The sequence below is a fragment of the Photobacterium sp. AWH4_225 genome (assembly GCF_056158405.1).
The window spans coordinates 1,192,077-1,214,718 of the sequence record NZ_JBSWTF010000001.1 but is presented as its reverse complement, the minus strand read 5'-3'; the positions used below and the strand labels follow the sequence as shown (position 1 = coordinate 1,214,718).

The window sequence follows — 22,642 nt, the reverse complement described above, 5'->3', positions numbered from 1 at the left end:
ATCAGTGGCTTTAGACGATTAACAAGATCAAAAAAAACCGCCAGTGCTGGCGGTTTTTTAATATTGGCTTATAGCTTAACCAAGCTAGCTTTGCCTTACGTAAAAGGCTTAACAGCGGCGGACTTCCGGATGATTGGCACTGGCATTCTCATGGTAGATATCCGCCAAGTAGGTCGCCAAATCAGCTTCTTCAAGCTCTGGTGGAATAACCACATCATAAATACGGGCACGCATTGCAGTATCTGACTCTTTGAACAGTAACCAAAAGCCATCTTTTCGTTGTACTGACATCTTGGTACCAAATACATCAAACAGCAGGAACATCATTGTTCTCCTCTATCGGCCCGTATCCAGACTCTGCTTAGTGAAGCTTCAAGTTAGGACGCAGTACGCGGTTAATTCGGCCAACCAGCATCATCAAGCTGGTTTTCACCACACCGTGCAACGCGATCTGGTGCATACGGTAAAGGGAAATGTATACTACGCGGGCAATACGGCCTTCAACCATCATCGAGCCTTTGGTCAGGTTGCCCATCAGGCTACCCACGGTTGAGAAACGGCTCAGTGACACCAGCGAGCCGTGGTCGCTGTAGACATATGGCTTCTGCTCGCGGTCAGTAATTTTAGCAACGATGTTCGAGAAACAACGGCTTGCCATCTGGTGTGCGGCCTGGGCTCGCGGTGGAACAAAGCTACCGTCTTCCTGTGCACAAGATGCCAAATCACCGATAACATAGATATCATCATCGCGGGTTGTCTGCAGCGTCGGCTTAACCACTAGCTGGTTAATGCGATTAGTCTCAAGGCCGGCGATATCTTTGATAAAATCAGGCGCCTTGATACCTGCAGCCCATACCATGATTTGCGCTGGGATATGGTCGCCATCTTTGGTTGTCAGGCCAGTTTCGTCTGCTTTGGTGACCATAGTCGCAGTGCGCACATTGACGCCTAGCTTGGTCAGCTCACTGTGGGCAGCTGAAGAGATACGCGGCGGTAGAGCAGGAAGAATACGCTCACCCGCTTCAACTAGGTTGACGTTCAAGCGAGAGCTATCCAGATCACCAAAACCGTAGTTCTGCAGTTCTTTAACCGCATTGTGCAGTTCTGCTGACAATTCAACACCGGTTGCGCCAGCACCGACAATCGCAATATCAACCGTTTTCTGCTCTTTGTTCGCATGCAGCTTCAAGAACTGGTTGTTCATTTGTGTACGGAAACGGTGCGCCTGCTCAGGGCTGTCAAGGAAGATACAGTTGTCACGCACACCCGGAGTGTTAAAGTCATTCGAAGTAGAACCGATAGCCATAACCAGAATGTCATATTCCAGCTCGCGCTCTGGCATCAGCAGCTCATCATTCTTGTCATAGAGCGCTGACAGGCTGATCACCTTACGGTCGCGGTCAATGTTTTTTAGGCTACCCATCTGAAAATCAAACGAGTGGTTTTTCGCATGGGCACGGTAACTCAGTGCATCTACCCCTGCATCCATCGAACCCGTTGCCACTTCGTGCAATAGCGGCTTCCACAGGTGGCTTGCCTTGCGGTCAACCAAGGTAACCTTAGCGCGGCCTTTACGGCCCAATGTACGACCCAGTTTCGTTGCTAGCTCCAAACCGCCGGCGCCACCGCCAACAACAATAATTCGAGACATGACAACACTCCTTCCACAAATTCAAATATTTAAAAAATTAAAAACTTTATCTGACCCGAACAACTTCCAGTCAGTGAAATTCTTTTATTTCATGCGCTTAGGCTGAGATTTTTACGGGGTGCTTGTTGCACCTTCTTCATTTAATTAACTCAACTTTTTTTGATTTACCTCAAAAAAAGTTAAGATTTGCATTATAAGCCAATATTATTTCAAGGCAAGAAATAATTGATTAGGATCAAAACCCCACACAAAATTCGGGCTTTTAGTCCCCATAGCGACACACGGTAGAGCACACAATTTGCCTTGGTGGAGGTTAGTCGGGGGGATCGCAGAGGGTCATGAGACCCTGTTAGCGTGCTGCAGACGGACATATTCCGTCTGCTTGCTACGAGGTAAGTATCAGGAGGCTTCTTTAAAGGCTTTTATTGTTTGTAGATGCTGAGAGATCTTCTTGAATTTATGGGTTTCTTTCTCGTCCCAGATAATATCGTAGAAATCACCGAGTACATCCTTAGTGTGGTTATTGTCTAGAACTTCATCATTAGTTGAAAGGATGCACAGGCATTTGCCTTCATTTTTCTTACGAAAATCATTCACACACTTGGTGGAAATATCAGCATATTCTTCAGGACGGTCAATACGACCTTCCATATTACGCTCAGGATACAGGTTAGGGTTAAAAATAACCTGCTTCATACCACACAGAAAACCAATCCTTTCAGACCAGTATCCACCAAGCCCCACCCCACAGATAAGTGGTTGTTCATCAGCAGACTCTTCCTTCAGCTTATGCACTTCTTTTAGTAGATGCTGCATATCATGCTTTGGGTGTAGGGTACTGTAATTCACAAAACGCACATCAGGATCAATGAACTGAAGCTGCAATACCTTTTCATGGTTACCTGGGCTTGTGGAGTCAAAACCATGCAGATAAATAATCATTTTTATTCCCTATTGTGATTATCAGTAAAATCAATCTAACACGTTTTGTGGGGTTTGTTGACATTACTTTCACAAGAGGTGAGACCATCATCTAGTTATTGATTAATCAGTAACGCCACTTCCTTGCGGAGATTAACCAACTTGCGATTTAGATACGCTTTCTGCTGTGGCGACATTGTATGATTAAGCCGCCGCATCAATTCAAACCGCCGATTGAGATAAAAACGGATCTCTGTTTGGTATTGAGGACTGTTCAAGGCAACCATATCTCTCATCAACTGGGTGAACTGCCCTTTGAATGAAGGTTGAGTACGCTTTTTCATCAACTGCTGCCAACGCTCAAAATAGCCATTACGCAGAGAGCGAAATATCGGCGACATCTCCAGCTGGTATCCTGCCAACTCAGTCAGTAGCTCCTCTTGCCTGCTGGTTAGGGAGCCCACCCAATCCTGGGTAAAGTCTTGTAAACGCTCCGACCGCTTAGCAAGCTGCTGCGATTGACTCAGTTTACTTCTTTCCTGATCGAACTCTGCAAACCGCTGGCGCAAACGCCCTTCGAACTGAGCCACTTGAGAATCATTCAACTGAGCAAACATATCGGCCACCGGATTTGCCAAAATCGCTGCCGAATCCTGCCCCAAACGGGTGAATACCGTGTAGTACTCCTGCATTTGACCGAACGTCATTGGAGAAAGGAGATCGGCCTGTAGGCGATCAATAGCACTGTGGATTTTCGGCAGCTCTTGCCGGCGATGAAGTGCATGAGCACGGTCAACTCCCTGGTCAAAGCTGGATTCCTGCGACGAATTAAGAGTGACATAAGAGGAAAGACGGTAGTTCAACCATACGTCCAAATTATTGTAAGCCAGCCGGGTCGTACAACCTCCAACCAAGACTACGGCCAAAGTAATGCCCGTCCACTTTGGAAGCAACTTGCTCATTACCATCCCCTCTTCCGAACTCAACGCTTGAGTTACTTGATTTAATCAATGTCTTTTAAGTTACGTCGCTGTATGACAATACAGATCATTATTTCTAGCCACCTTCGATATAGCGATATCGAGGTAAAGAGAATGAAGAAAACAGCTATAAGTATAAAGACCCAACTGATACGCATTTCGCACAAACAGGAAAGACGTTACTCAATTGTAGACGAGAGGATTTAAAAAGGTTCTATTAATCAGAGAATTGCAGTCTATTCCACAACTTTTCTTTCAAAGATTGGGCTTCGTTGAAATAGTCTTCATTAAACGGCTCCTGACCGGCAAACTGCTTTGCCCCGGCATAGAACCACAGCATGGCAAGGTAATCACACCAGGGATGCCAATACTCAACGGCAGAATGCCACAAAGCTCGCGTATCGGCATCGCAGATTCCCATCTGTTGGCAATACAAGTCGACAGCCTTAATCGGAGCCAATTGATTGGCTGCAATGGTTAATGCCAAATCCAGCGAAGGGTCACCAGCCGCAGCATACTCCCAGTCAATCACTTTCTGCTGACCGTCCAGTGCAATAATAATGTTGTACCAGCCCAAGTCATGGTGACAGCATGTATCTTCAAACCACTTTCTGATCGGTTGGGACTGAAAGTAGGTATGGATACGCTGTAGCTGATCATTTCCTTTTTCATCTCCCATAAATTGCCAGTAGTGTGCACCTCGCTGTTGAACATCTAGACGCCAGTATGGCAACGGAAGTTGATGGACCGCGCTCTGTAAAGCAACTAAATCGGATAACGGAAAATCTGTGTTGGCGGTTTGACCTGTTGCCCATTCAACCAATAGGCCTTCCGCAAAATGGGCAAAGGCTCTGGGAGCAAGATCTGGTAATGAAGAGGTGTGGATAGCATGCAACACATCGTATTCAAGCTGCCTAGACACACCAAAGGCTTGTGACGAGGAAGAATCAGGACGCCATACAAGCGTATGGCTCTGCCCCGTTTCGGTATGCTTGATAATCACCTTCCAGCAACGGTTACTAAGACCGCCACTGAGAGGTTCAGCACTAACAAGATGATGATCTGGCAACCTAAGCGCAAATAACTCGTGTAACGACTCGACACTCATTTACCGGTTCACCTTTAATGCTCTTTGTTAAGCAAAATTACCAGCCCAGAAGGCTCTTAGATTCCTGCTTACGGATTTCGGTTTCGTCAGCCCACTCGATAAGGCCTGTTTTCAGATCCATCAAACGCATGGTCATCTTGTAGTAAACGTCTTTATCACTGCCTGCTGACTTCACGATGCTCGACAAGTTGCCGTACATCATGTATTCGGCACCGACCATTTGGCCAAATTGAATCGCAGTGCTTTGGTTAACCAGCTCATCATCATTCTGGAAGTTCAGTTGCTTGCGGACATCTTCCACGCGCGTCATATCCACGAAACGGAATTTACCTGAATTCAGCAACTTAGTGCTGACCGAATCAGTGATGGATTCAGTATCAATGTGCTCGCTGGTTTTGTTCTTGATGCTATCGACCATAATGATAGGACGTTGGCCATTACCAGTAATGTAAGCCACCGAGCCCGATGTCAGCATGCTGTCTGTCATCTCTCCGGCAATCTTTTGCAAATCCGTTGAGCCAAACTCAATCGTTGTTGTCTCTGCCTGCTGGGCATCGCCATAACTTACCTTCTGGGCACAACCGCCCATCAATGCTGCTACACCCATTAATGCGATTACGCTTTTTTTCATCGTCTTACCTTTATCTGTCAAACAGCACCGCTAAGGTGCCAATCCCAAAATTAATAATCTGCTTTGCGGATATATATCCGGTATTGCGTTGCCTGAGGGCTTCTGGCAACCGCTTGTAATGTCATCGTATCTTTGCCGTGCAGCACAACCTGACGCCATGGGCTATCGCTACCACTCACCTCAAGCCCCTGTGCGTCGTACCAATAAAAGCGGTACTGCAGGTTGAGATCGGAATCAATCTGGCTGGTCACCGGCACCCCGGCCTTCAGTAACCCATTAACCACTGAGACATTGGCTTGCTCAATGGATAGACGGCTGGCAAGGTTAGGATTGCCAATCACCACACTTTGATTACTGCTCTCAATACTTATTCCCGACGTTGTCGTTGAACAAGCCGCCAAGCCCAAGACCATTCCCAATACAAGTAATATTCTCATCAGTTATTCCCCAATAAGACTGACCAACCGGTCAGCTGATTTCCCTGACGTGACACCCAAACCATGGTTGTTCTGCCTGCTTTTACGTCAACGTCTATCTGATGGCCATTCCAGGCCAAATCATACTGCCCTGCTGCGACATCTTGCTGGGCAATTGCCACTGAGGCTGGCAAGCTCTGCCAGCTTCGGGTATCTGGTTGCTCGGTGAGGGTATTGAAAATGTTCGTCAGGACATTACCAATATCATCCCCCTTTCTTGCTGCTGTCTTGCGTACTTCGTTCTTCGCGACCACCCGCAGCGCCTGTCGCAGTACGATAACGGGCAAGTCTTCTTGCAAGCTGTAACGAGCCATGCCATTCACATTGGCAACCTGGCTGTCGATCATAGGCTTACCGTTGAGCTGCAATGGCGAATATAATTTATTGGACGGATTTGGGTAATACGGCAATGCCAGATTGTAAATCACCCCATCACCGCGACTGTCTGTCAGCCAGATAGGTAATCGCCAGCCATCTCTTGCCGACACCACACCCTGCTCGTCAAAAACAATCACCCGGCCGGTATTGGCAGAAGGTGCCTGGTATTTGCCGTAGCGCGCCTCCAGTGCTGGCAGATCATTATCCATCCTCATCCGCGTTGCCATACGTAATACCGTTTCAGCAACAAATGGGTTATTCGGTGCTACAGCCAAGGCCCGCTTGTAATCAATATAAGCACTGTTCAAATCGCCATCTGCTTCGTAGAGCACGCCTGAAAGGAAAAACAAATAACCGTTCTGGATATTACCCAGCTCACTCCCCACATCAGGGTAGCGTGCCAATACCGCACCAAGGTTTTGATCCATACCATTTCGCCGCGCTTCTTTAGCCGCTTTATTGAGTTCAGCCTCTCGCTGTCGCTTGGCTGCTTCCTGAACCTGGTTCGCGCGACGTACTTCTACCAAAGCCCCTTCGAGATTGCTTTGCTGAAGGTAATTCAGCGCCAAGTACAGATGCAAAAAGCCCAGTTCATAATCCGCAGGACGATAGGTGATCATATTGTCATTGGTCAGCAGAGAACCGGCTTGGTTAAAGCCTTCGGAAATCTGGATGCTGGCTTGACGCTGCTGCTCCTTGACCGCACTGTCAGCCGACTGCAGTGCACCAAAACTTTGCGGGTATTGCCCCGCGACAAAGCCAACTCGCCCTTTCTCCATTCCATCGAGGATTTCACCTGCAGGCGCATCAGGCAATACGTCCAACGCTTGCTGGTACAAGCCCTGCTGCATTGCCTGATGGGTCTTGCTGTTTGCCGCACTATAATGACTAAATAAGCTCTGGGTGGACAGATTCGCGCAAGCAACCAACCCCAGAGACAGCACCGCTACGACGGCATGTTTCAACATCTTCTCGCTAACCCTAATTACTACCAAACGGATAAATGCAGGAAACAACGTCTCCACGCCACTTGGTATACAAAACCTGAATACCCAGAACCAATAGCAATGATGCTAAAAATACCTGCCAGTCAGACTTTATTTTGGAACGTAAGTTCACTGATGAACGGCTCAGCTCGATGATTGGGCCACTCGGTTGAGAAACCAGTACCATCAGCTTGAGCCGCTTTTCTTAGCCTAAGAGCGCGTTAGCCCACAAGCATTGGACCTAGAGGACGACCACCCAGCAAGTGCATGTGGATGTGGTAAACTTCTTGGCCGCCGTGAGGGTTACAGTTCATGATCAAACGGTAACCGTCTTCAGCCACCCCTTCCTGCTCAGCCAGTTTACGAGCAACCGTGAATAAACGGCCCATCATTAGCTCATCTTCTGCTTCAACATCGTTCACAGTCGGTAACAGTTTATTCGGGATGATCAAAATATGGCTTGGCGCACGCGGGTTAATATCGCGAAAAGCCGTTACTAAGTCGTCCTGATAAAGAATATCAGCAGGAATTTCCTTACGAATAATCTTACTGAAAATGGTTTCTTCAGCCATGTCTTGCTCCATTTATCGTTATCAAATCTACACTTGCAGTATGCTCGACAACGTTGATAAGAGCAATATTGAACATTGTTTTTAATCTTTTTTCCAGTTTTTTTTCTCGCCAAACTATTTCTTCCAGACAAATGGCTTTTAGAGGCCAGCCGAATCAATAGACGGAGAATCATTACGTTGAGGGATAACAAAGTTATTTTTTGATGCAGCGGTCAAAGAATGTATGAAGCCAAATCATTTACTATTTGGCACGGTACTCAATAGCCATAACAAGGATTTATTGTTGCGGTGAGTCAATAATGACGCAATTTTGTTCGCTTTTTTTGCTTCTAAAAATTGAGACGTCACATTTTGTGCGAAGACCAAAACCATAATTCTAACTTCGTATTACATTGCCATAAGTAAGTTCTGCTGTCGCTTGCTTGTATTGTTTAGGGATATTATGAAGACAACGAAACAGACCTCTGTCATACGACGTATGTATACCGGTATCACCGTGATGGTAATGCTATTTGTTGCCACACTGGTCATGATGCTCGATGGCACCAGCCGGATCCACCAACAACTCCAGATTGTTACCAACCAATCTTTACCCTTGGTGTCGCTGTCCAACCAAGTCAGCGTCAGGCTGCTGGCCGCCGACAAAATCTACAAGGATTTTCTCACCAGCCAAGATTTGGTGAGAATGGATGCCTATGGAGAAAACTTTGGCCAAGCCCATAAACAATTCCTCGCCGCTTTCGAACAACTAGCCAGCGCAGCGCAGGACAATGCCGCCTTGAGTGGCCAGCTAGAAGCGCTTATCGCGCTGGAAAACCGCTACTTCCAAGAAGCCCACACTGCCATGGATAACTACCGGACCCAGCTTGTGGCCCAGGAAGAGCGCCAGCAATCAGCCCGTCGTTTCCAGCAGTTGCACAGTAGCCTGAATAGCCGGATGAAAGACTATGTAGATGATCAGGAAAGCATCTCGGTCAAAATGATCGCCAAGAATTACTTCGTCAAACTGCAAGAAACTGAAGTTGTCACCTCCGATGCGCTTGCGACCGAAGACATCACGGCCATCGATGATGCCATCAAGAGCAACCGTCGCAATATCAACCACCTCAATAATGCCTACCGCTCCCTCCTGGCTATCATGCCGGAGCTTAAGCCTATCTTTGATAAGTCAATTGCGCAGTACACGGTAGATATCGGCCAATCCGGTGGGGTACTGGATGATCATTTCAAATATATCGAGGCGCGCAACCGCCTTTATGACAACATTGCCATTCTGGCCAATGAAATTGACCAGGCGATGGAGCTGCTTGGTAGCTTCAGCGCCCAAGCGAATACCCAGATGGATTCGGCTATTACCAATGCCGACAGCACCTACAACCAGGGATATCGCAATGCCATAATTCTCGGCGTGGGAACTACCTTGTTTGCGTTGTTCATTGGCTGGTATATCGCCCAGAGTGTCCGTAAGCCATTGAAGGCAACCCTGGTAACGCTTGAAGCCTTGGCAAAAGGTGATATGACCAAACGCAGCCAAGTGAACCAGTTTGTGGAATTCAGCAAGCTGGGCAATTACATCAATACTCTTGCTGATAATTTGCAGGAAATTCTTGGCAGACTAAGTCAGGCCTCGAGTGATCTCACTTCTGTTGCTGAAGAGAATCAAACAACAACAACAGAAGCGAAGAACCGCCTCCATGAGCAACGTCAGCAAACAGCTTCCGTGGCGACAGCCATGACAGAAATGGAACAGTCCGTTACCGACGTTTCCCACAGTGCCCAGAACACCATGGAACGAGTACACGAAGTTGAAAAAGCCTCGAGTACCGGTCGCGAAGTGATGAGCCGCAACATCAACACCACCCACCAGCTATCGACGCGCTTGGATAAATCTGTCCATGCGGTTTCTGACTTGCAGCAAATGAGCAGTAATATCGGCTCTATTTTGGATGTGATCAGAAATATTGCCGACCAGACTAACCTGCTCGCTCTCAACGCAGCTATCGAAGCCGCAAGGGCTGGCGAACAAGGTCGAGGCTTCGCGGTGGTGGCAGATGAGGTCAGAGTACTCGCCAAACGCACGACAGATTCAACTGCGGAAATCGAGCAAATGATCCAGCGCCTACAGTCTAGCTCCGGCCAAGCGGTTGAAGTGATGCAAAGCTGTGTCAGCGAAATGGAAAACAGTATTACCCAGGCCTCGGATGCCAACAGTGCCATGGAAGAGATCCAGGCTATCATTCTCGAGATCAGCCAGATGAGTACGCAAATCGCACAGGCAGCCGAAGAGCAGCGCAGTACCACAGGCTCTATTGCTCGTTCACTGGAAGATATCAGCCACATTGCTGATTCGAACTACCGCTCAATGGAAGAAGTTGCCGAAGCCAGCGACAAGCTCGATCAGCTCGCCCACCAGCAAAATGATCTGGTGCATCGCTTCAAGCTCTAGCTCTCTAAAGCGATTCAACCCACTTCAAAGCCAGCTATCTCAGCTGGCTTTTTCTCATCTCACCCCCCTCAGAAAGCGGAAAATCACCTTTTCTCCCCTCTCATAAGCAATCGTTTGCTCTATTCTGCGTCAATTAATTCAATAGTTTGAACAACCCACTTTACAAGCCCTGACAGAGGTTTTAGAATCGGTCGATTTTTTTTGGGAGGGAAGCAACAATGACGACTATTACGATTACACGTCCTGATGACTGGCACCTGCATTTGCGGGATGGCGACGTGCTCAATGACACTGTTCGCGATACCAGCCGTTATATGGGTCGAGCTATCATCATGCCAAACTTGGTCCCGCCGGTAACCGATACTGAAGCAGCCCTTGCTTACCGTGAGCGTATCCTTGCCGAAAAGCCTCAAGGCAATTTCTCTCCTCTAATGACCCTATACCTTACCGACAACACCACTCCTGACGAAATTCGCAAAGCAAAAGCCACTGGCCATATTTATGCCGCCAAGCTTTACCCAGCCGGTGCAACCACCAACTCAGATTCAGGTGTCACTTCAATCGACAAACTGATCCCGACGCTGGAAGCGATGCAGGAAGAAGGCATGCTACTGTTGATCCACGGTGAAGTAACCACTCACGATGTCGATATCTTCGACCGCGAGAAGCAGTTCCTCGACACGGTACTAGGACCAATTGTCGAGAAGATGCCAAACCTGAAGATCGTGGTTGAACACATCACCACTAAAGATGCGGTGGAGTTTGTTAACAACGCAGGCCCTAATGTCGCGGCAACCATCACGGCACACCACCTGATGTTCAACCGCAACCACATGCTCGTTGGCGGGATCCGTCCACACTTCTACTGCCTGCCAATCCTAAAGCGCAACACGCACCAAGCAGCGCTTGTAGCCGCAGCGACCAGCGGTAGCCCGAAGTTCTTCTTGGGTACTGACTCAGCACCACACGCTCAAGGCCGCAAAGAATCGGCTTGCGGTTGTGCAGGTTCATACACCGCGCACGCGGCCATCGAGCTTTATGCTGAAGTGTTCGAGCAAGCTGGCGCGCTGGATAAGCTAGAAGCCTTTGCCAGCTTCAATGGTCCTGACTTCTACGGCCTACCACGTAACGCGGATACTATCACCCTGACCAAAGAAAACTGGGAAGTACCAGAGACAATGGCTTTCGGCAATGATGTTGTTGTGCCAATCCGTGCTGGTGAAGAGATGACGTGGAAAGTAACAGCTTAAAACCTGTCACAGTCTCTCGAGACAAATATAAAGGGGCGCATATTGCGCCCCTTTGCTTTATCCCAGCGAGTTACTAGCTGTGTACTGGTTCCGGTGGTGTCACAGGACTACTGCCTGGCAGTGCCACATTGTGGAACAAGCGATATAGTACAGGCACTACAATCAGAGTCAGTACCGTCGCAAAGCCCAAACCAAACATGATGGTTACTGCCATCGGCTTGAAGAACACATCGGGTAGCAGCGGCACCATACCAAGCACGGTGGTGATTGCCGCCATACATACCGGCCTGACACGACTCACCGCCGCATCAACCACAGCCTGGTACTTCTCCTTCCCACTAGCTATCTCGATTTCGATCTGATCTAGCAGAACGATACCGTTTTTCACCAGCATGCCGGACAAGCTGAGGAAACCTAGCAAGGCCATAAAGCCAAATGGGGTATTGAGCAAGAGCAATCCTGTGGTAACCCCAATTACCGCCAATGGCACCGTAGCCCACACAATCAAGGCTTCCTTCACTTTGTTGAACAGGAAGATTGTAATGAGGAACATCACCAGATACCCCATCGGCATGGTCTGGAACAGTGACTCTTTCGCATCGGCTGATGACTCGTACTCACCCCCCCACTCCAGTGAATAGCCCGGCGGGTAATCCAGTCCTTCGATAAGGGGTTGGATCCGCGCCTGTACCGTGGCCGCGGTTTCATCGCCCAATGGATCCGGATCAGCCATCACCGTTAGCATCCGCTTGCGGTCTTTCCTGGCAATTAGCGGGTCTTCCCAGATGACATTCACGCCGTTGATCACCTGCTGCAACGGAATATAGCCCTGGGTTGCCGGACTCCAAATCTTCATCCCTTCGATGGTACTTATATCGACGCGCTCTTCATCAGGCAAGCGGGCAACAATCGGCATCAGGTTAGTACCATCTCGATATACCCCAACCGTCAGGCCAGAGAATGACATCTGCAATAAGTCGTCGACGTCTTTCTTGGTTATACCGTAACGACGCGCCTGACTTTCATTGAAGACCGGCTCAATGACCTTGTTCCGCTCACGCCAATCATGGCGAATATTAAAGGCGCCAGGATCGGCGTTCATGATATCCACAACTTGCTTGGCGAGCGTACGCAAAACTGTCGGGTCTGGGCCGACCAAACGGGCTTCAATTTTTGAGCCTGATGATGGGCCGAGCATAATTTGCTTGAGCTTGTATTCAAGCTCTGGGTGGTTGGTATCAAGAAGGCCCCCAATCATCCCCATCACAGGTAGCACGTCTTCGAAACTCTTAACCCTGATCACCAGCTCTCCATAAGAGGAGTAGCTCTTCTCCGGGGTATAGGTCAGCATAAAACGCTGTGACCCCTTACCAGCACTGGTACTGATATATTCAACCCGCTCATCCTGCGAAATAATGCCTTCTAGCTCTTCCAATGTAGCATCCGTTGCCCGGATATCCGTCCCTTCAGGTAACCAAACATCGACCATAAACATCGGCGTGGTTGATGACGGGAAGAAAGATTGCTTAAGCAAGGTAAAGCCGTATAGGCTTGCCCCTAACATCGCTACCAGCACAATCACCGTCAACCAAGCACGGCGCATACAGAACTCAAGAAATGCCTTGTACAAAACGAAAATCTTGCCCGCATAAGGATCGGCATCCGGATCAGCATTACCGGTTTTGACACTTTTGAAGAACAAGTCACTGAAGAACGGCGTCAGGGAGATCGCGGTAAACCAGCTGAGCATCAAGGAAACCAACAACACGGTAAACAGCGTACGACAGTACTCTCCGGTTGAGTCCTGCGACAGGCCAATCGGTGCAAATGCCATCACTGCAATGACGGTTGCCCCGAGCAATGGCCACTTGGTTTGGGTCACAATATCCGAGGCAGCTTGCATCCGGGTTCTCCCCTTCTGCATGCCTATCAGCACCCCTTCGACCACCACTATCGCGTTATCCACCAACATACCCAAGGCGATAACCAAAGCACCGAGCGAGATCCGCTGCAAGTCGATAGCCAGCCAGCTCATGAAGACGAAGGTACCCAACACAGTAAGCAAGAGGATCAAACCAATCAGCAAGCCTGAACGCAGCCCCATAAAGAACAGCAGGACAACAATAACAATCGCTACCGCTTGGCCAAGGCTGATGATAAAGCCGCTGACCGATTTGTCTACCTCTGTTGGCTGGCTGTATACCACGCCGATATCAATACCAACAGGCTGCTGCTCTTTAAGTTCACGCAAGCGATTTTCCACCCGCTTACCGACATCGACAACGTTGACCCCTTCAATCGCGGAAATCCCGACATGCAAAGCCTGCTGGCCGTTATAGCTGATTAGATTGCTCGGTACTTCTTGGAAGTCGCGCTTGATTTCTGCCACATCTTTTAGGTAGATCAACCCTTCTGCGCCACTCTCGGTAATAATCAAATCACCGAGTTCATCAACGCTTTGGAATTCGCCGGTTGGGTGAACTCGGATATATTCGCTTCCTATCCTCACGGCCCCGGCACTGGTGACCAGATTCTGAGTCTCCAATGTGCTATAAATGGTTTGTGGTGAAATGCCTAAGTTGCTTAAGCGCTGCAATGAGATCTCAATAAAAACCTGCTCTTGCTGAGTACCAGTAACAGATACCTTACCGACCCCTTCAACCAACTCTATTTCACGGCGCAGGTAATCAACGTAGTCGCTAAGCTCCTTATAGCTATAACCTTGGCCAGTCACCGCCAGCAAAATACCAAAAACATCACCAAAATCATCGATAACCGACGGCTCCTGCACCCCTGGCGGCAATGATGGCTTGAGGTCGTTCACCTTACGCCGCATTTCATCCCAAATCTGCGGGAGATCATCCGGCCCATAATTGTTTTTCATGGTCACGGTAATTTGGGATAGACCGCGGCTAGACACCGAGTTGACCTCATCAACATAAATCAACTGCTGGATTTCTTTTTCAATCGGATACGTCACTTCCTCTTCAACCTGAAGAGGCGTTGCACCAGGATAAGCGGTGACTACCATCGCATCTTTGATAGTAAACGCCGGGTCTTCCAAACGCCCAAGCCCGAAAAAGGCCATGGTGCCACCAATCAAGAAAATCAGTGTCAGCATCCAGCTGATCACTTTGTTCCGAATAAAATAGCTTGCGATATCTTGCTTCATAATCAGCCCGCCTCCTTATTGACTATGGTGACCGACTGGCCTTCACGTAATCTATTCGCGCCTTCGACAACAATATGCTCTCCTGCCTCCAATCCTTCTAGTAGCCTGACGCCTTGTGGAACCACTTTATCAGTGACGACTTTGCGCTTACTTACGGTATTATCCTCGTTAAGGACCCAGACAAATTTATTGTCCATTGCTAATTCATCGCCATCTTCATTGAAAATGGCTTCGAGCGGGATCACCGCTTCCCCTTTTCGGTAAACCTTTAGCTTCTGGGCATCAATTTTAACCTCGACGGCCATCCCATCGAGGATAAAGCGATCTTTGGGCATCGGCATGGTCAGGGTTACGAGGAAAGAGCCCAAATCAGGATCCGGCTCAGTGGTAAACTCCTTGAGAAATGCCTGGTATGCCGCACCATCCTCAAGCAAAATCTTCGCCCCAGGCTTAGATTCCTGCACCTCTACCGCTGTACTTTGCGAATAAATCATATCGGGTGCTTGGATGATGACATCAACCTGATCGGCGAGATGCAGGTTCATGACTAGCTGCCCCACCTGAACATTCTCAAACTGTTCAACCGGTACACGAGAAATCACACCTGAGAATGGGGCTTTAAGTTCTGTAAAAGTTAAATTGAGCTTGGCGTAATCCAAGCGGGCTTTGGCAATACGGCGCTCAGCTTTCAACTCATCAAATTGTGACTGAGGCAAGAAGCCCTGCTTGACCAGTTTCGCCGAACGGCGATATTGGCTATCGGCCACATTGAACTTAGCCTGGGCATCATCCACTTCCAATTTATAGTCAGTCGGGTCAAGACGAGCCAAAAGCTGCCCTTTCTTCACCTGATCACCGGGTCGAACAGCAATAAAGCTGATTTCTCCCTGTACCCTGAAAGACAAGCTCGATTTGTCGGCAGCTGCTGCTACTGCAGGAAATGTTAATTGAGGTGCAGTCTCTGCCATTCTTACTTCGGCGACTGAAACAGGCGCTACCACGGTACGAGGTTCAATAGTAGCTCTATCACAGCCTGCCAGCAGTATGGCTCCACCCAACATCCAAGGTATTAGCGTTAACATCTTCATCCTACAGTCCCCGCTCTTTTACCCATTTACGCACTTTTTGCCCTTCCTGTAACTCCGATACCCCGGATGTCGCAATCAAGTCACCGTCGTTCAAGCCATTGATGACCCTTCGCCTGTCATCAAGCTGAACAAGCACCTTATTGACGATCCCTTGCTCGTCAACACGCCAGACAAAAGTCTCCTCCCCCTCGGTCAAGATAGCCCGGGACGGTATTGAACCACTTGAAATATGCGGAATGGCGACGCGAACATGCCCTGCCATACCCGGCAACAAGTTGAAGCCCTTGGGGCGTTCCATAAACAGGGTCACTTTATAGCTCGAGGTCTTTTCGTCCGCTTCAGTATCGATTTCCTTGAACTCAGCAGAAAATGTCTGCCCTGGAATGGTATCGAAGCTAACGGTAGGATCCCTTTCAACATTTTCTTGATGTTGGAAACGAGCAAGGAGCTGATCAGGCAGCTGGAAGGTCACATTGATCAGCCCAGCACTTTGGATGTGCATCACGGGTTGCTTGGCCGCGACATATTCATAGTTTTCCACCAGCGAGAGGGAAAGCGTACCATCATAGGGGGCCACTAAACTGGCATAGCTAAGGTTTGCTTGGGCCTTATCGAGATCAGCTTTTGCCTGGTTAAGTTCGGCTTCAGAGCGGTCGAAATCCAGTTCAGACACCACATTGGTCTTGAGCAGTTCTTTATCACGTTTATATTGCACGTAGGCCAATTCATAATCAGCCTTGGCCTGCTCCAGCAAGAGACTCAGCTCATCGGTATTCAAATGAGCCAGTACCTGGCCACGTTTTACGATGTCCCCCGGATTACTGTGTACCTTGTCTAACTGCCCAGGCACCCGAAAAGCCAACACCGCTTTATCACCAGCCTCTACAACTGCTGGAAATGTGCGGAAACTTTCATTGTCACCCACCGATACGGCTACAAGTTTCACTGGCCGGGAGTCTGGTTCAGGAATGACGACTTCTTTATCCCCGCATCCTTGTACCAATAATGCTAACAAGGCCGGGGCCCACATCAAGCGTCCCATAAGATCCTCTGTAATTCTTCATTATTGTTGTATTTATTTATGGCGCCAGTCGCACAAAGCGATACCTCATGACACCAAAATGCTTGTTAATACTATAGTCCACATGTCGCTACATTAATTAAACAAAGCGCAGAAAAACAACAAAAAACAGGTTATTAAGAAAGGCACTGACGTTAGCAGAGCAGCTAAGACACAACGATAGGACACAGCAGGAAATCAGGAGAAGTCAGTAATAATCAGATGAAGAAATCTCAAACTCACTGAATAAGACTTTTTTTGATCGGGTTTTAGCTATTTTTATATGACTCAATAAAAAGGTTGATCGCTCAACCAATCAACAGGCAATAAAAAAGGAGCCTGCCGGCTCCTTTTCAAACTGATACCTATCAGCATACTGCTCTTTTAAGGCAACTATTAACCTTCAAGCTCAGCGATTTTCACTTTCCAAGTATCCGGGCCAGTCTGATGGGCATTGACCCCTTCGGCGTCAACCGCAACGGTTACTGGCATATCTTCGACTTCAAACTCGTAAATCGCTTCCATACCTAGATCTTCAAAGGCGACCACGCGTGCTTGTTTAATAGCTTTAGCCACCAGGTATGCCGCGCCGCCTACAGCCATTAGGTAAACTGCCTTGTGCTGTTTGATTGACTCAATCGCTGCAGGGCCACGCTCGGCTTTACCAATCATGCCTGTCAGACCAGCCTGCTCAAGCATCATGTCGGTGAACTTATCCATACGGGTTGAGGTCGTCGGGCCTGCTGGGCCAACGACTTCATCGCCAACCGCATCAACAGGGCCAACGTAATAAATAAAGCGGTTCTTGAAATCAACCGGGAAGTCTTCGCCCTTGGCCAGCATATCCTGGATGCGCTTGTGCGCCGCATCACGGCCAGTCAGGATTTTGCCTGACAACAGAATAGTTTCGCCTGAACGCCATTCCTGAACATCTTCCTTGCTAATTTCATCAAGGTTCACACGGCGGACATTGTCACCCACTTCCCAAGTCACTTCCGGCCAGTCTTCCAGTTTCGGCGGAGACAGATCAGCAGGACCGGTTCCGTCAAGGGTGAAGTGCACGTGACGAGTCGCTGCACAGTTAGGGATCATGCACACAGGCTTGGAAGCCGCATGCGTCGGTGCCGTTTTGATTTTCACATCCAGCACGGTAGTCAGGCCGCCAAGACCCTGTGCACCAATACCCAGCTTGTTCACTCGGTTATAGATATCAAGACGCAATTCTTCTTCTGCATTTTGCGCACCGCGCTCCTGCAACTCATGGATATCGATAGATTCCATCAGAGATTCTTTTGCCAATACCGCCGCTTTTTCGGCAGTACCGCCGATACCTATACCCAGCATGCCCGGCGGACACCAGCCTGCGCCCATCAAAGGTACTGTTTTTTCGACCCATTCTGCCACGTCATCAGACGGGTTGAGCATGACCATTTTGGTCTTGTTCTCAGAACCACCGCCTTTAGCCGCGACCTGAATTTCAACTTTGTCGCCAGGTACCATATCAATATGAACAACGGCAGGGGCATTGTCCTTGGTATTTTTACGACTACCAGCAGGATCGGCTACGACAGAGGCTCGTAGTGGATTGTCCGGGTTGGTATATGCCTGACGGACACCTTCGTCAATCATTTCCTGTACAGTCAGATCACTATCCCACTGTACATTCATACCAATCTTGACGAAGCAGGTCACGATGCCGGTATCCTGACAGATTGGGCGGCGACCTTCAGCTGACATACGCGAGTTGATCAGGATCTGAGCAATAGCGTCTTTTGCAGCCTGGCTCTGCTCTTTGTCGTAAGCTTTTTCCAAAGCCTGGACAAAGTCGAGCGGATGGTAGTAAGAAATGTACTGTAGCGCATCGGCCACACTACTAATTACATCTTGTTTACGGATGACGGTCATATCTGCCCTCGTTGATTTTTTATCATTCCCTGGCGCCCGATTTTTATGCTTCCAGTGTAGGGTGTGATTCACATTCTCAGTAGAAAAATGCAACCACGCGGCCATGATCCTCATGGCATTTCTCCATCAAGCCTATTTCAGTGCTACCAGCTAAAAATAATGCTCTCAGGACGTCCTTGGGCGTCGGATTAAATTCTGTGTTTATGATACTCTTGCGGATAAATTCGCGCCATGCGGCAAACGTACACCTGTCACAAAAAAGAAAATGATTTGTAAATCGCATCCAGAACTGAGTATCGAACAACTCGACTACCACAAAGACGCCTCGCTAACGTGGTTTGAATCGTTTGCGGGCCAGCCTTGGGCTATGATATTACGCTCGGCGGCTTCTGATCACCCAGATAATCGCTTCGACATTTTAGTTGCTGATCCTTTAGCCACTTTAGAGACATATGGTGAAACAACTCATATTAATTTTTCAAATGGTGATGAAAAGACGAGCAGTGATGACCCGTTCGCGCTGATCCAGTCGCTACAAGAGCAGTTGGTTCCTTCGACAAGCCCTTTGAAAGATGTACCTTTTATCGGCGGTGCCGTCGGATTGTTCAGCTACGATCTCGGCCGTAGAGTCGAAAAAATAGCCAGCACCGCCAAACACGATATTGCGACCGCTGACATGGCCGTCGGCATTTATGACTGGGCATTAATAGCCGATCATCAAACTGAGCAGCTTTATTTAGTGTCCCCTGAAGGCAGTAATCGTAAACATTGGCTACAGCAGCACCATTGTGCCACTGAGCAAAGCGTTGCTGCTACCAAATCGCAACACCCAACTGCGTTTGCATTAACATCACCATGGCAAGCCAACATGGATAAAGACGAATATTGCAACAAATTCGATCGAATCCAGCAGTATTTGCTGTCAGGTGACTGTTATCAAATCAACCTAACCCAGCGTTTTTCGGCGAGTTATCAAGGTGATGAGTGGCAGGCATATCGCTTGTTGGAAGAGCGTAACGGTGCGCCATTCTCTGGCTTCCTGCGAACCAGCGACAGTGCGATTCTTTCGGTTTCGCCGGAAAGATTCCTTCAGCACCGTGAAGGCTATATAGAAACCAAACCGATCAAGGGGACCCGACCACGCGATTCTGATCCTGCCCTTGACAAGGCGTTGGCTGAAGAGTTGCGTTCAACCGAGAAAGATCGCTCGGAGAACCTGATGATTGTCGATTTGCTGCGTAATGATATTGGCCGAGTTGCCAAGCCGGGTTCCGTCAAGGTGCCGTTGTTGTTTGATGTAGAAAGCTTCCCGGCAGTGCACCACTTAGTCAGTACCGTCACGGGCGAGTTGGATGAGCAATATACCCCAACCGATCTCCTACGTGCTTGCTTCCCTGGCGGATCGATTACCGGGGCACCGAAGATCAGGGCGATGGAAATCATCGAAGAGCTGGAGCCTAATCGCCGCAGTGCCTATTGCGGCAGTATTGGTTATATTAGCCGTTGCGGCCAGATGGACACCAGTATCACTATCCGTACCTTGGTGGCTAACGATCAGAAGCTTCATGTATGGGCCGGTGGCGGCATTGTCGCCGACAGCCAGGCTGACAGTGAATACCAAGAAACTCTCGATAAACTAAGTCGGATTCTGCCTGTACTGGAAAACTAGCCTCCGTATTTCATTGGCAGGAGGTGAAGGCCAAAACAATTATTTTTATTGGCTTGGCCCTCATTTACCGATAGTCTTATTAGATTAGTGCTGCAAGGATCCGCAGCATTGAAAACGCCTAGTATTAAAATCAATTCGCTAAGTGGCTGTTTCAACATCTATAGTTATTAGTATGCCGTAACAGTAACACCACGGAAGGTTTATGAATTGCCAACAACAGATCATTACCCGCTTTCTGCTAGCACCACAGGCTAGCTACGATAAAAGCCACACCCGCCGTGTTCGCCAACATATTAGCGAAGGCCATGCCTTAAAGCCTGCTGCCGTACTCATACCTCTTGTGCCACGTCATGGGTCTTTCAGCATGATCTTCACCCGCCGTGCAGACCATTTAAAGCATCATCCAGGCCAAGTTTCTTTTCCTGGTGGGCGTTATGAGCCACAAGATGTTGATTTGATTGATACCGCCCTGCGTGAGACCCATGAAGAGACTGGCATTTTATGCAACCGTGACAGTATTGTTGGACAGCTACCTAGCTTACCCACTATCAGTGGTTATATCGTCACGCCTTACTTATCGGTTATCTCACCTAATTACAGACCAGAACTGGATCCAAACGAGGTTGATGAATTGTTCGAAGCCCCTATCGAACATGTATTAAACCCGATGAATATCAAGACACAGAAAGTTACGCTTGATGGAAAAATACACAATATTTATTCAGTCCCATTCAGCAAATATTCAATTTGGGGTGCCACAGCCCAGATGCTCAAAGTACTGTCGGATCAGCTCTGGCATGAGCAAAACTAATCTGACACGATAATTTCCCTAATTTTACCCCACCCTTCAATGTGATCAAGATCACACTAAATTGTATTGCAATTTCGCCCCGTTACAGAACGAGATCTCGATCAAGGTTTTCCTGCAATAAATCACGAAAATGCGCTCCGTTCCTAATTTCCGTTCCGTAATTAACTTTGGATATATAATCATGCAAACATCTACAAGCACCGTAGCGACTAGCGCTGCAAAAGCAGGATGGACGTATAAAGACGTAACATGGGCACTATCTCTTTTCGGTACTGCTGTTGGCGCGGGCGTATTGTTCCTGCCAATCAAAGCGGGTGCCGGCGGTTTCTGGCCTCTTGTTATCCTAGCCCTGCTTGCTCTTCCAATGACTTGGTTTGCTCACAAGAGCTTGGCTCGTTTCGTTCTTTCTGCGAAAAACCCAGACGCAGATATTACTGATACTGTTGAAGAACACTTCGGTAAAGCTGGCGCAAACATCATCACTTTTGCTTACTTCTTCGCCATCTACCCAATCGTTCTTATCTACGGTGTAGGTATTACCAATACTGTTGACTCTTTCATGGTTAACCAGCTAGGCATGGAATCTCTTCCACGCTGGATCCTGTCTGGTGGCCTAATCATGGCAATGACTGCTGGTGTTGTATTTGGTAAAGAATTGATGCTGAAAGCAACTTCAGCAATGGTTTACCCACTAGTATTCGTTCTACTAGCACTATCTGTATACCTGATTCCTGACTGGAACGCTTCAATGATGTCTGTTAGCCCAGACTGGGGTTCAATGCCTTCTATCATCTGGCTAGCAATTCCAATCATCGTGTTCTCATTCAACCACAGCCCAATCATCTCTCAGTTCTCTAAAGAACAGCGTCGTGTTTACGGTGAAAATGCAGTACAGAAAACTGACATGATCACTGGTGGCGCAGCAATGATGCTGATGGGCTTCGTAATGTTCTTCGTATTCTCTGTAGTACTTTCTCTGTCTCCAGAGCAACTAGCTGACGCACAAGCACAGAACATCTCTGTACTGTCTTACCTTGCAAACATCCATGAGTCTCCAATGATTTCTCTGATGGGTCCTATGGTTGCGTTCGCTGCGATTACTTCTAGCTACTTCGGCCACTTCCTAGGTGCACACGAAGGTCTAGTTGGTCTAGTTAAGTCTCGCTCTGACATGCCAAAGAGCAAGATCGAGAAAATTTCTCTAGGTTTCATCGTAGTAACAACTTGGATTGTTGCAGTAGTTAACCCAAGCATCCTGGGCATGATTGAAACAATGGGCGCGCCAATGATTGCCGCTATCCTGTTCCTAATGCCAATCTTTGCAATGCAGAAAGTACCAGCAATGGCTAAGTACAAAACATCTGCTCCTGCTCAGATTTTCACAGCGCTATGTGGTATTGCAGCGATTACTTCTGTAATCTACGGTGCACTATAAGGCGGATTATCACCAACTTAGTGATAATTCACCAGCGCTAAGTGAATTTGTAAGAAAATGTGCTACAACGCATAGTCTTCTGACTCAAATTCCGTAAAATAGA

The 22,642-nt window shown here is 48.2% G+C and carries 18 protein-coding genes; 5 read left to right on the top strand and 13 right to left on the bottom strand.

The window, feature by feature from the left end; translation table 11 throughout:
- Positions 1 to 108: 108 nt before the first annotated feature.
- The 9 genes from ACXAD4_RS05975 to hinT form a co-directional block, all read right to left on the bottom strand.
- Positions 109 to 327, bottom strand: coding sequence for a DUF7661 family protein (locus tag ACXAD4_RS05975; RefSeq protein WP_475239561.1), 219 nt, complete (start codon positions 325 to 327; stop codon positions 109 to 111).
- A 34-nt stretch (positions 328 to 361) separates the two neighbouring features.
- On the bottom strand, positions 362 to 1,651 hold the full coding sequence (locus ACXAD4_RS05970) for an NAD(P)/FAD-dependent oxidoreductase (protein WP_475239559.1): 1,290 nt from the start codon (positions 1,649 to 1,651) through the stop codon (positions 362 to 364).
- Positions 1,652 to 2,050: 399 nt separating this feature from the next.
- The gene (gene ycfP, locus ACXAD4_RS05965; protein WP_475239557.1) at positions 2,051 to 2,593 is read right to left on the bottom strand and encodes an alpha/beta hydrolase YcfP; all 543 of its coding nucleotides are present in this window, start codon (positions 2,591 to 2,593) and stop codon (positions 2,051 to 2,053) included.
- 95 nt (positions 2,594 to 2,688) lie between these two features.
- Positions 2,689 to 3,534 (bottom strand): DUF6279 family lipoprotein, encoded by an 846-nt coding sequence (locus ACXAD4_RS05960; RefSeq protein WP_475239556.1) that lies wholly within the window; start codon positions 3,532 to 3,534, stop codon positions 2,689 to 2,691.
- 235 nt (positions 3,535 to 3,769) lie between these two features.
- Positions 3,770 to 4,660, bottom strand: coding sequence for a phosphotransferase (locus ACXAD4_RS05955; protein ID WP_475239554.1), 891 nt, complete (start codon positions 4,658 to 4,660; stop codon positions 3,770 to 3,772).
- A 37-nt stretch (positions 4,661 to 4,697) separates the two neighbouring features.
- On the bottom strand, positions 4,698 to 5,291 hold the full coding sequence (lpoB, locus tag ACXAD4_RS05950) for a penicillin-binding protein activator LpoB (RefSeq protein WP_475239553.1): 594 nt from the start codon (positions 5,289 to 5,291) through the stop codon (positions 4,698 to 4,700).
- Between the two features lie 50 nt (positions 5,292 to 5,341).
- Positions 5,342 to 5,728 (bottom strand): YcfL family putative periplasmic lipoprotein, encoded by a 387-nt coding sequence (locus tag ACXAD4_RS05945; protein WP_317524398.1) that lies wholly within the window; start codon positions 5,726 to 5,728, stop codon positions 5,342 to 5,344.
- Positions 5,728 to 7,113: a COG3014 family protein gene (locus ACXAD4_RS05940; protein WP_475239551.1), complete on the bottom strand. Its 1,386-nt coding sequence runs from the start codon at positions 7,111 to 7,113 to the stop codon at positions 5,728 to 5,730. The genes ACXAD4_RS05945 and ACXAD4_RS05940 overlap by 1 nt, the downstream gene beginning before the upstream one ends.
- 239 nt (positions 7,114 to 7,352) lie before the next feature.
- Positions 7,353 to 7,703 (bottom strand): purine nucleoside phosphoramidase, encoded by a 351-nt coding sequence (gene hinT, locus ACXAD4_RS05935; RefSeq protein WP_107297478.1) that lies wholly within the window; start codon positions 7,701 to 7,703, stop codon positions 7,353 to 7,355.
- Between the two features lie 442 nt (positions 7,704 to 8,145).
- Between hinT and ACXAD4_RS05930 the strand changes: the two genes are divergently transcribed.
- Together ACXAD4_RS05930 and pyrC are read left to right on the top strand one after the other, a co-directional pair.
- Complete coding sequence (locus tag ACXAD4_RS05930; protein WP_475239550.1) at positions 8,146 to 10,149, top strand: methyl-accepting chemotaxis protein; 2,004 nt, start codon at positions 8,146 to 8,148, stop codon at positions 10,147 to 10,149.
- 218 nt (positions 10,150 to 10,367) lie between these two features.
- Positions 10,368 to 11,399, top strand: a complete 1,032-nt coding sequence (pyrC, locus tag ACXAD4_RS05925; protein ID WP_475239548.1) for a dihydroorotase — start codon at positions 10,368 to 10,370, stop codon at positions 11,397 to 11,399.
- A gap of 73 nt (positions 11,400 to 11,472) precedes the next feature.
- Here the strand turns inward: pyrC and ACXAD4_RS05920 are convergent, their stop codons facing one another.
- The 4 genes from ACXAD4_RS05920 to ACXAD4_RS05905 form a co-directional block, all read right to left on the bottom strand.
- On the bottom strand, positions 11,473 to 14,571 hold the full coding sequence (locus ACXAD4_RS05920) for an efflux RND transporter permease subunit (RefSeq protein WP_475239546.1): 3,099 nt from the start codon (positions 14,569 to 14,571) through the stop codon (positions 11,473 to 11,475).
- Between the two features lie 2 nt (positions 14,572 to 14,573).
- Positions 14,574 to 15,659, bottom strand: coding sequence for an efflux RND transporter periplasmic adaptor subunit (locus tag ACXAD4_RS05915; RefSeq protein ID WP_475239544.1), 1,086 nt, complete (start codon positions 15,657 to 15,659; stop codon positions 14,574 to 14,576).
- A gap of 1 nt (position 15,660) precedes the next feature.
- On the bottom strand, positions 15,661 to 16,701 hold the full coding sequence (locus ACXAD4_RS05910; RefSeq protein ID WP_475239543.1) for an efflux RND transporter periplasmic adaptor subunit: 1,041 nt from the start codon (positions 16,699 to 16,701) through the stop codon (positions 15,661 to 15,663).
- A gap of 414 nt (positions 16,702 to 17,115) precedes the next feature.
- Positions 17,116 to 18,624, bottom strand: a complete 1,509-nt coding sequence (locus tag ACXAD4_RS05905) for a fumarate hydratase (protein ID WP_475239540.1) — start codon at positions 18,622 to 18,624, stop codon at positions 17,116 to 17,118.
- Between the two features lie 265 nt (positions 18,625 to 18,889).
- Here ACXAD4_RS05905 and pabB point away from each other — a divergent pair, with 265 nt between their 5' ends.
- The 3 genes from pabB to ACXAD4_RS05890 all read left to right on the top strand — a co-directional run bounded on the left by pabB (position 18,890) and on the right by ACXAD4_RS05890 (position 22,539).
- Positions 18,890 to 20,293: an aminodeoxychorismate synthase component I gene (pabB, locus tag ACXAD4_RS05900; protein WP_475239538.1), complete on the top strand. Its 1,404-nt coding sequence runs from the start codon at positions 18,890 to 18,892 to the stop codon at positions 20,291 to 20,293.
- 202 nt (positions 20,294 to 20,495) lie between these two features.
- On the top strand, positions 20,496 to 21,104 hold the full coding sequence (locus ACXAD4_RS05895) for a CoA pyrophosphatase (RefSeq protein WP_475239537.1): 609 nt from the start codon (positions 20,496 to 20,498) through the stop codon (positions 21,102 to 21,104).
- A gap of 181 nt (positions 21,105 to 21,285) precedes the next feature.
- Positions 21,286 to 22,539 (top strand): aromatic amino acid transport family protein, encoded by a 1,254-nt coding sequence (locus tag ACXAD4_RS05890; RefSeq protein ID WP_107297470.1) that lies wholly within the window; start codon positions 21,286 to 21,288, stop codon positions 22,537 to 22,539.
- Positions 22,540 to 22,642 lie beyond the last annotated feature (103 nt).

What these genes read in the sequence shown, in the direction of transcription:
- ycfP (WP_475239557.1), bottom strand. Translation starts at nt 2,593, where the DNA reads ATGATTATTTATCTGCATGGTTTTGACTCCACAAGCCCAGGTAACCAT.
- pyrC (WP_475239548.1), top strand. Translation starts at nt 10,368, where the DNA reads ATGACGACTATTACGATTACACGTCCTGATGACTGGCACCTGCATTTG.
- ACXAD4_RS05905 (WP_475239540.1), bottom strand. Translation starts at nt 18,624, where the DNA reads ATGACCGTCATCCGTAAACAAGATGTAATTAGTAGTGTGGCCGATGCG.
- pabB (WP_475239538.1), top strand. Translation starts at nt 18,890, where the DNA reads ATGATTTGTAAATCGCATCCAGAACTGAGTATCGAACAACTCGACTAC.
- ACXAD4_RS05945 (WP_317524398.1), bottom strand. Translation starts at nt 5,728, where the DNA reads ATGAGAATATTACTTGTATTGGGAATGGTCTTGGGCTTGGCGGCTTGT.
- ACXAD4_RS05930 (WP_475239550.1), top strand. Translation starts at nt 8,146, where the DNA reads ATGAAGACAACGAAACAGACCTCTGTCATACGACGTATGTATACCGGT.
- ACXAD4_RS05890 (WP_107297470.1), top strand. Translation starts at nt 21,286, where the DNA reads ATGCAAACATCTACAAGCACCGTAGCGACTAGCGCTGCAAAAGCAGGA.
- hinT (WP_107297478.1), bottom strand. Translation starts at nt 7,703, where the DNA reads ATGGCTGAAGAAACCATTTTCAGTAAGATTATTCGTAAGGAAATTCCT.
- ACXAD4_RS05975 (WP_475239561.1), bottom strand. Translation starts at nt 327, where the DNA reads ATGATGTTCCTGCTGTTTGATGTATTTGGTACCAAGATGTCAGTACAA.
- ACXAD4_RS05920 (WP_475239546.1), bottom strand. Translation starts at nt 14,571, where the DNA reads ATGAAGCAAGATATCGCAAGCTATTTTATTCGGAACAAAGTGATCAGC.
- ACXAD4_RS05910 (WP_475239543.1), bottom strand. Translation starts at nt 16,701, where the DNA reads ATGGGACGCTTGATGTGGGCCCCGGCCTTGTTAGCATTATTGGTACAA.
- ACXAD4_RS05940 (WP_475239551.1), bottom strand. Translation starts at nt 7,113, where the DNA reads ATGTTGAAACATGCCGTCGTAGCGGTGCTGTCTCTGGGGTTGGTTGCT.
- ACXAD4_RS05895 (WP_475239537.1), top strand. Translation starts at nt 20,496, where the DNA reads ATGAATTGCCAACAACAGATCATTACCCGCTTTCTGCTAGCACCACAG.
- ACXAD4_RS05960 (WP_475239556.1), bottom strand. Translation starts at nt 3,534, where the DNA reads ATGAGCAAGTTGCTTCCAAAGTGGACGGGCATTACTTTGGCCGTAGTC.
- lpoB (WP_475239553.1), bottom strand. Translation starts at nt 5,291, where the DNA reads ATGAAAAAAAGCGTAATCGCATTAATGGGTGTAGCAGCATTGATGGGC.
- ACXAD4_RS05970 (WP_475239559.1), bottom strand. Translation starts at nt 1,651, where the DNA reads ATGTCTCGAATTATTGTTGTTGGCGGTGGCGCCGGCGGTTTGGAGCTA.
- ACXAD4_RS05915 (WP_475239544.1), bottom strand. Translation starts at nt 15,659, where the DNA reads ATGAAGATGTTAACGCTAATACCTTGGATGTTGGGTGGAGCCATACTG.
- ACXAD4_RS05955 (WP_475239554.1), bottom strand. Translation starts at nt 4,660, where the DNA reads ATGAGTGTCGAGTCGTTACACGAGTTATTTGCGCTTAGGTTGCCAGAT.